The organism is Psychrobacter sp. (assembly GCF_041554015.1).
Lineage (GTDB): Bacteria > Pseudomonadota > Gammaproteobacteria > Pseudomonadales > Moraxellaceae > Psychrobacter.
Window position 1 is genome coordinate 34603 of the sequence record NZ_JBFFMS010000023.1, and the last position, 8263, is coordinate 42865.

Genomic DNA, 8263 nt, shown 5'->3' on the forward strand with positions numbered 1-8263 from the left:
GTTTGGTGCGCTAAGTGAGATATAGCGTGCTAAACTGGTTTTATTGTATGTACTTGTCAGCAAATAAAAGCACCATATAATTTGCAGGTGATTATTATAAACAAGCTGGCATCTAAGCCCTTATACCATCCTTTTTACCGCCGTATTCATGTTCAAATATAGGACACAGCCATGCGCCAATTAAGTACGCAAGACGCCGATTTTGACCGTCAGTTGACAGAACTGCTTGCTTTTGAAACCGTTAATGATGCCGATTTACTCAAAACAGTAGATGATATCATTGCCAAGGTACGCCATGGCGGCGATGGCATTGTCCTTGCATTGACCCAGCAGTTTGATCAGCATCCAGCTACGGCGATACACGATTTGGAATTGTCTCAAGAGGCGCTTGCTGAGGCATTTGTCAATCTTGATGATACGGTCAAAACGGCTTTGACCACAGCGGCTACACGCGTACAGAGCTTTCATGAGCGCCAAGTGCAAGCGTCATGGCAGTATGAAGATGAGCTTGGCAATCGCTTAGGTCAAAAGGTCACGCCGCTTGATCGTGTTGGTATCTATGTGCCGGGCGGTTTGGCCTCTTATCCGTCTTCTGTATTAATGAATGCGATCCCGGCCAAAGTCGCTGGCGTCAAAGAAGTCATTATGGTCGTGCCCGCGCCAAAAGGTGTGCTTAATCCCTTGGTCTTGGCAGCTGCGCACTTGGCACAAGTTGATCGCGTCTTCACCATTGGCGGAGCACAAGCGGTAGCAGCATTGGCTTATGGTACTGAGGCCATTCCAGCGGTAGACAAAATTACTGGACCGGGCAATAAATATGTTGCAGCCGCCAAACGCGCAGTATTTGGTCAAGTGGGTATCGATATGATTGCTGGACCCTCTGAAGTGCTGGTATATGCTGAAGGCACGGCCAACGACCGTGCTGACTGGTTAGCGATGGATTTATTATCACAGGCAGAGCATGACCGTATTGCCCAAGCGATTTTTGTCACCACCAGTGAAAAGCAACTTGAAGAGGTTGCTATTGAAATTGAAAAAGCCTTGGCTGAGCTGCCTAAGGCAGATATCGCGCGTGACTCGTTAAAAAATCGCGGCGCGCTTATCTTAGTAAAAGACCGCGCCGAAGGCATGGCGGTTATCAACCGCGTTGCCCCTGAGCATTTAGAATTGTCTGTCGATAACCCAGACGCACTGCTTGATGATATTCGACACGCTGGCGCGATCTTTATGGGACGTCATACGCCGGAGGCAATCGGTGATTACTGTGCAGGACCGAACCATGTGCTACCGACTTCGGGTACCGCCCGTTTTTCGTCACCGCTTGGCGTTTATGATTTCCAAAAGAAATCGTCCATCATTTATTGTAGTGAAGCAGGCAGTAAGCCTTTGGCTGAGACCGCAGACATTTTGGCGCAGCGTGAGGACTTAGAAGCTCATGCGCGATCAGCCCGTTATCGCTATCAGTCCTAATTTTTCAAATAAAACTCTTAGAATACTAGCCTTTAAAATAATAACTTTTAGAAATAACCATCTCTGTGATTAATAGTAGGATAACTTATGAGTGAGTTAAAGGTAGATACCAGACTGTGGTCATCTAAAGCGCGTAATCTATCGCCGTATATGCCTGGCGAGCAGCCTCAGCATGATGATTTGTGCAAGTTAAATACCAATGAAAACCCATTTCCGCCATCACCAAAAGTCGGTGAGGCAATCACTAAAGTCTTAGTACAGCAAGCGGCTGATTTGCGCTTGTATCCTGCGCCTGAGTCTGATGATTTGCGTGGCGCATTGGCCGCGCTTTATGATCTTGATATCAATCAAGTATTTGTCGGTAATGGGTCAGATGAAGTCTTGGCGCTGGTATTTGCCAGTTTTTTCTTAAAAGAGCGCCCCGTTTTAGCACCTGATATCAGTTACAGTTTTTATCCCGTTTATGCCAATACCTTTGGCATAGAGCTGGTGCAAATTCCATTAGAAACAGATTTTAGCGTCAATCCTGATGCTTATCGCCAACCTTGTAGCGGTATCATTATTGCCAATCCAAACGCGCCAACGGGTTTATTATTATCGCTTGCTGATATTCGTAAGCTTGCAGGTGAGCATTCAAATTCAGTGATTGTGATTGATGAGGCGTATATTGATTTTGCCCAAAAAGCAGAGGGCAGTGCAGATGTGGCATTATCAGCCATCAGCCTTATCAATGAGTTTGATAACTTACTCGTCACCCAGACCTTTTCAAAATCGCGCTCGCTTGCCGGACTGCGTGTCGGTATGGCGTTTGGTAATGCCTCATTAATCGAAGCGTTAACGCGCATGAAAAACAGCTTTAACAGCTATCCACTTGATAAGCTTGCACAAGCTGGTGCAACGGCGAGTGTCTTAGATGTGGAGTATTTTGAGCAAACACGCCAGCAAGTGATCGATTTGCGCACAGCATTGACGACTGAGTTGATAGCACTGGGTTATGACGTCTTGCCATCACATGCCAACTTTGTTTTTGCGCGTCCGCATGATGGCGCTGCCAGTCAGGTAGCAGAAATATTACGTGAGCAAGGAATCATCGTCCGTCATTTTGATAAACCACGTATTAATGAGTATTTGCGCATTACGATTGGCACCGCCGCCCAGAACAAGCGCTTAATTGAGGCACTAAAAGCGCTACAAGCGGTAGCGGATGTCGAGGTCATTAACACTTAGTTCGACTGTCATTCTAGAATATTGTATAAATAATAAAAGAGCCTGCTAACATCATGTTAGCAGGCTCTTTTACGCTACTTTATGTATTTTTTAATATAAAGCTCAGTTGTCAGGTGCGTCAGCAAGGACAGAAAGTAGGTTGCCGACTTTATCAAGGCACTCTTGGTATTCAGCATCGCAGTCTGAGGCAACAGTGATACCGCCGCCTGCCCATAAACAGACTTGCTTACTATTATCTGCTGTACTGGTTGCCTGTAATGTACGAATCAATACATTCCATTGACCGCTGCCATCAAAGTTCATATAGCCCATGGTGCCACAATACGCGCCGCGCGGTGCCGCTTCTAATTCTGCGATAATCTCCACCGCGCGCTTCTTTGGTGTACCAGTGATGGAACCGGCCGGCAAACTGCCAAATAAGACACTTAACGGATGAGTATCTGCCTTAAGCTCTGCAGTAATGGTGCTGACCATATGATGGACATTGCTAAAGCTTTCAATCGCAAATAGCTCTGGCACTTTTACGCTACCGATCTTGGCATATTTACCCAAATCATTACGTAATAAGTCCACAATCATGACATTTTCGGCACGGTCTTTTTCGCTGCTAATTAACTGCTGCTTGTAGCTATCATCTTGTTCAGTCGTTAAGCTGCGGGGCATGGTTCCTTTAATCGGCTTGGTTCGAATATGATGCTTGCCTGTCCAAGCATCTTTGCTAAAAGTAAAAAACAACTCTGGGGAACAGCTTAATAATTCAAACTGACGATTTGCCGTATTTGCTTCGTTTTTATGATTAAAACTATCAGTCGCTATATATCCTGCAAAGGGTGCTTGGGTATTTGCGTGCAGGGCAGGTAAATAATAGACGAGACTGGTGACTGATTTATCGTCATAAGCGCTTAGATAGCCATTCCATGTTTGGGTTAGATTAATTTGGTAACAGTCGCCTTGCTGTAGATAGTTTTGCGTTTTATCAAAGGCTTGCTTATAATCCCGTTTGCTCCACTGAGCTTCTAATAATAAAGGTGGTGTTTTAGAGGAGTGTTTTTTATTGGCACTCTCATGCGATAGCTGATTATCCAAACGTTCCAAATAAGATACCAGCATTGTGACCAGTGCATTTTTATCCTGCGGAGCTGAGCTGCTGTCAGAATTATGATTATTATCATGATTGACTTGCAGCTGCCAACTGTTTTGATTGTCAGTATCTGCTATGAGATAAATATCATAATGACCTAATAATGCGCACGGCTGTGTTGCCATCTCAATATTGGCGGTTGGGCTTAATTCATGAGCGCTGATATCATAACTGATAAAACCTATCAAGCCATGGTGATAATGGGGCGGCTGATTATCATGGCTTATTGAAAGTAAGCTAGCATTGCTATTTTCATAAGCCTGACTATAAGATATTAGCTCCTCTTGCCAGTCGCGATAACTCATATAGCTCGTAACAGAAGCGTTGTTATTAGGACCGTAAAACACTGAGCGGCAAGTCGTCTCGACTTTATAAAGGCTTGCCTGCTGAGTAGCATGTAGCGTGTCATTAGTCACAGGATACACGCACCAGCTTGTCTTTGGTAATAAGCCAATCACGGGTTGCCCATCGTTATTAAGCCAAACCAGCTGCCAGTTAACTTTGCTATCTTGCTCGAACAAATATCGCTGTAGGTGCGGTAGCAATTCGGCAGCAGATAGGTTACCAAAACGCCAGCTAGTTTTGCTAGCTGGCGGTAGGGCAGAATCTGTCTGCACAGTAGTATGAGAATCTATTACAACCATAGTTTAGGCGTCAAATTTTTTGATGATGAGTGTTGCATTGGTACCACCAAAGCCGAAGCTATTGCTCATCAAGGTTTCAAGTTTTACATTGCGTTTTTCAGTGACGATATCAAAGCCTTTGGCAGCTGGATCCAATTCTGTAACATTGATACTTGGGGCGATAAAGCTGTCTTGTAACATCAGTAAGCAATAAATCAGCTCTTGTGCCCCAACCGCACCCAAGCTATGACCGGTCATAGACTTGGTTGAACTAATCGCAGGGACTTTACTGATATCATTATCGAATACTTTGGCAATGGCTTTAAGCTCCGTGATATCACCAAGTGGCGTACTGGTGCCATGGCTATTGATATAATCGACGCTGTCCAAACCAGCTTCAGCAAGAGCCAGCTTCATACAGCGTACTGCGCCTTCACCACTTGGTGCAACCATTTCTGCGCCATCAGAGCTGGCACCATAACCGACGATTTCAGCCAAGATATTGGCACCGCGCGCCTCGGCATGCTCAAGACTTTCAACGACTACCATCGCGCCGCCCGCAGCGATAACAAAACCATCACGGTCTTTGTCATAAGCTCTTGAGGCAAGCTCTGGGGTATCATTATATTGGGTACTGACTGCGCCCATAGCATCAAACATGCAAGACTGTGTCCAATGTTCGGCTTCACTGCCACCAGCCAGTATTACATCGGCTTTACCTAGTTGAATCAGCTCGGCAGCATGACCGATACAATGCGTCGATGTGGCACAAGCAGAGGTTAGCGAGTATGAGATACCTTGGATTTTTAGACCCGTCGCAAGTGCCGCTGATACCGAGCTGCCCATGGTCTTTGGTACAGCCATCGCACCAACGCCGCGCAATCCTTTTTCTCGCATCGCATCTATCGCATTGGTGATGTTTTCTGTTGATGCGCCGCCTGAGCTTGCGACCACGCCCACACGCGGATTGTTATTGATAGTCTCTAAAGAGAGCCTGGCGTGCTCAATGGCATTTAACGCACTGACATAAGCATAAAGGCTTGCATCACTAAAAAACCGTTTTAATTTACGGTCGATAGCTGAGGTATCAAGCTGTGATTGGTCAATACTGCCACTGACGTGTGATTTAAAATCATGCTCAGCATAAGCTTCGTTAAAGGTGATACCAGAGCGCCCTTGTTTAAGAGCCTCTGTGACAGTAGCCAAATCATGTCCGATACAAGAGACAATCCCTGCTCCAGTGATAACAACGCGGCGCATACTCTATTCCTTATTAATAACGATTTAATACTTACTTTTACTCATCGTTTTTACCATCTCAAACTACAGCCCTTAGTCGCGAATAATGTCACAAATAATAAATGTGTGTTAGCAAAACATCGAGTCGCTACAGGCAAAGCTTTTGCCACTGTACGCTTAGCTTTTGCCAATGTATGTTTATAAGCCACTATTCGTTCAAAAAGGTTGCAGATTAATAATGGTACAAGTGTACTTTGAATTATGGCATATGATACCGTATCGAGGTGGCAAAATGTTTGAGTAAATGCAAAATAATAAGAAAATAGGGCTGATCCCCAACAATGATTATCCCATAGCTTTATACAGTTGGTGCTTAAAAAGCAGATGATAAAGGCGATACAGGATATGGTACAAATTTCTTTAATGTGAAATGATGCAATAGATATACTATGATAAATAAGCGCTTATCGATCAATGATACTTTTAGATACAAAATGAGGGATAGCGATAACATTGTTCGCACTGACACTCATAATAAGGATTCGCTAGAATGGCAAACAGCGTATGGCTATCAATATGAATATAAAAAAAGGTTGTCGCAATGTTTTAACAAGGCAGCATCTTAAAAATAATGATTTAATACACAGTACTTTAACCAGATTATTTTATAACAAACATCATATTAAGGACATTAAGATGGGAAAGCGTAGCACTTTATCGAAAGGTATTAGCACAGTAGGCTCTTTTACGCGTGGCAATCTAGAACGTATGGGCGCGATGCTTGATAGTGCCAATGCCAAAACGGGCAAACCGCGCCAATTTAAAGCGGTCAATCTGGGCGATGAAGATTATCAGCAAGATTTGTTCCGTGAGCAAACGTTAAAAGCCACTCAGCAGTTGATTGGCACCCGTTTTGCTACTTATGGCAAATATGCCAAAAAAGTAGTACCAAATAGCTTTTTTGAGTCGACCGTTGATGGCGCTTTTGCGCAAATTGCTAAGCTTGCCGACAACTGGAGTCAAATCGATTTACCAAATCAGCATCGCTTTGCCAATATTGCCAGCTTAGATGACGAGCAGCGTTATGCACTAGCGACTGATATCGCCAACCAAAACCGTGCACTGGCCACGCTTGGCGGTGTTACAGGTTTGGCAGGTTTGCCGGGCTTATTGGCTGATACCTTATGGTTATTATTGGTATCTTTGCGTACAGTTTATCAATTGGGCGCTGTTTACAATAAACCGTTGACTGGTAAGCAAGGCATTAAGATGGCATATGAGTTACTTGCCAATGCAGACTTGAGCAAAATGCAAGAAAAGCAAGCATTGCTGGCGGGTATCGGTATTGGTAAAGGTTTATTAGATAACGCTCAAAGCAGCGGTTTACACAATGAGCTCAAAAACTTAGGTTTGCAGAATAAAAAAGTCAATTTTTACGCCGAGCAAGTGGACAGTATTGCCACTCAGGTTGGTGTTGATTTAGACCAAATTAACCTAACTTGGGTACGTCGATTCTTGCCAGCCACTGCCGTTATCGTTGGTATGCGCTATAATAGTCAGCTAATCGATGAGGTTATCGGTGTTGCTCAAGCAACGTTTGGTCCAGAAGCAAAGCTTGCCAATCGTGCTATTACTGATGACAGCAGCAGCGAAGTAAAGGTTAGTAAGGTAACGGGCAGTACTGAGCACAAAGAAGATGAAGATAAGGCTCAAGATAGTACGCCATCAGAAAAAGGCTCTACAGAAAAGACCTCAAAAGATACTCAAAAACAATCCAACGACAAACAAGACAGCATGCAAAAGAATGGTGATGACAACATTAGCGAAAAGACGATTGAAGAAAAGCAAGCCGACAGCACTAAAGCTGATATCAATAAACCTAATGATACCAAGAATGATAAGCAGAGCAACACAGGCAAGTCTGCTAACAACAAAACGAAAAAAGCCGCTGCTAAGTCAAGTAAATAATAAGCGGTTAAGGTTGATAGATACTCCGTTTATAGATACTTCGTTTTTAGTCAATGGCAGCTCTGTCTAATTGCTATTTACCAGTAATGTTGGCGATATCGGCTTACTTCTCTTGAAAAGTAAGCCGATATCCCTATATAACTTAGGTGAATAACTGTTTTTATCTCTAAATATCTTATCTAACTGATGTAAGCATCTACTTTTGATACCATATTTAGTTGGCTGTTTTTTGGCTTATGCTGACAAAAACAGATAAAGTGGTATGGTAGTAGTCTGAATACATATCTATCCGCTGCTGTAAAGTCCAGCCACTCATAAGTGGTTGAAATAGCAGCAACAAGTCTTTATAATACACTGTCCTAAAAATGGGTGTGCCAAAATCTGTCGTTAAAGTCAGATGGATGGTGCGTTTCCCTATTTTTTTGTTTTATACCAAACGGGAGAAGGATGCCTTATGGCAACAACTAACCAATTGATTCGTAAAGGTCGCAAAACCATCAAGGAAAAGTCAAAAGTTCCTGCGTTGGAAGCGTGCCCACAACGCCGTGGTGTATGTACTCGCGTATATACTACTACCCCTAAAAAACCTAACTCA

Annotated in this window: 5 protein-coding genes and 1 pseudogene; 4 read left to right on the top strand and 2 right to left on the bottom strand. The window is 43.7% G+C overall.

Translation table 11 applies throughout. The features are described 5' to 3' along the window. Nucleotides 1-171 precede the first annotated feature (171 nt). Together hisD and hisC are read left to right on the top strand one after the other, a co-directional pair. Complete coding sequence (gene hisD / locus ABYU67_RS07565) at nt 172-1470, top strand: histidinol dehydrogenase (protein WP_372844393.1); 1299 nt, start codon at nt 172-174, stop codon at nt 1468-1470. A gap of 87 nt (nt 1471-1557) precedes the next feature. Next, on the top strand, nt 1558-2697 hold the full coding sequence (gene hisC / locus ABYU67_RS07570; RefSeq protein ID WP_372844394.1) for a histidinol-phosphate transaminase: 1140 nt from the start codon (nt 1558-1560) through the stop codon (nt 2695-2697). A 102-nt stretch (nt 2698-2799) separates the two neighbouring features. Here the strand turns inward: hisC and ABYU67_RS07575 are convergent, their stop codons facing one another. Together ABYU67_RS07575 and ABYU67_RS07580 are read right to left on the bottom strand one after the other, a co-directional pair. Next, a complete protein-coding gene (locus ABYU67_RS07575) occupies nt 2800-4482 on the bottom strand; it encodes an anthranilate synthase component I family protein (protein ID WP_372844395.1) in 1683 nt (560 codons plus the stop codon). A 3-nt stretch (nt 4483-4485) separates the two neighbouring features. Beyond that, entirely contained in the window at nt 4486-5721 is a 1236-nt protein-coding gene (locus ABYU67_RS07580) for a beta-ketoacyl-ACP synthase II (RefSeq protein ID WP_372844396.1), read from the bottom strand. Nucleotides 5722-6396: 675 nt separating this feature from the next. Between ABYU67_RS07580 and ABYU67_RS07585 the strand changes: the two genes are divergently transcribed. Together ABYU67_RS07585 and rpsL are read left to right on the top strand one after the other, a co-directional pair. Further along, nucleotides 6397-7668 carry an EcsC family protein gene (locus ABYU67_RS07585; RefSeq protein ID WP_372844397.1) on the top strand — a complete coding sequence of 424 codons (1272 nt, stop codon included), beginning with the start codon at nt 6397-6399 and terminating at the stop codon, nt 7666-7668. Nucleotides 7669-8122: 454 nt separating this feature from the next. After that, nucleotides 8123-8263 (top strand): annotated as a pseudogene (gene rpsL, locus ABYU67_RS07590) (30S ribosomal protein S12); the annotation flags it as partial.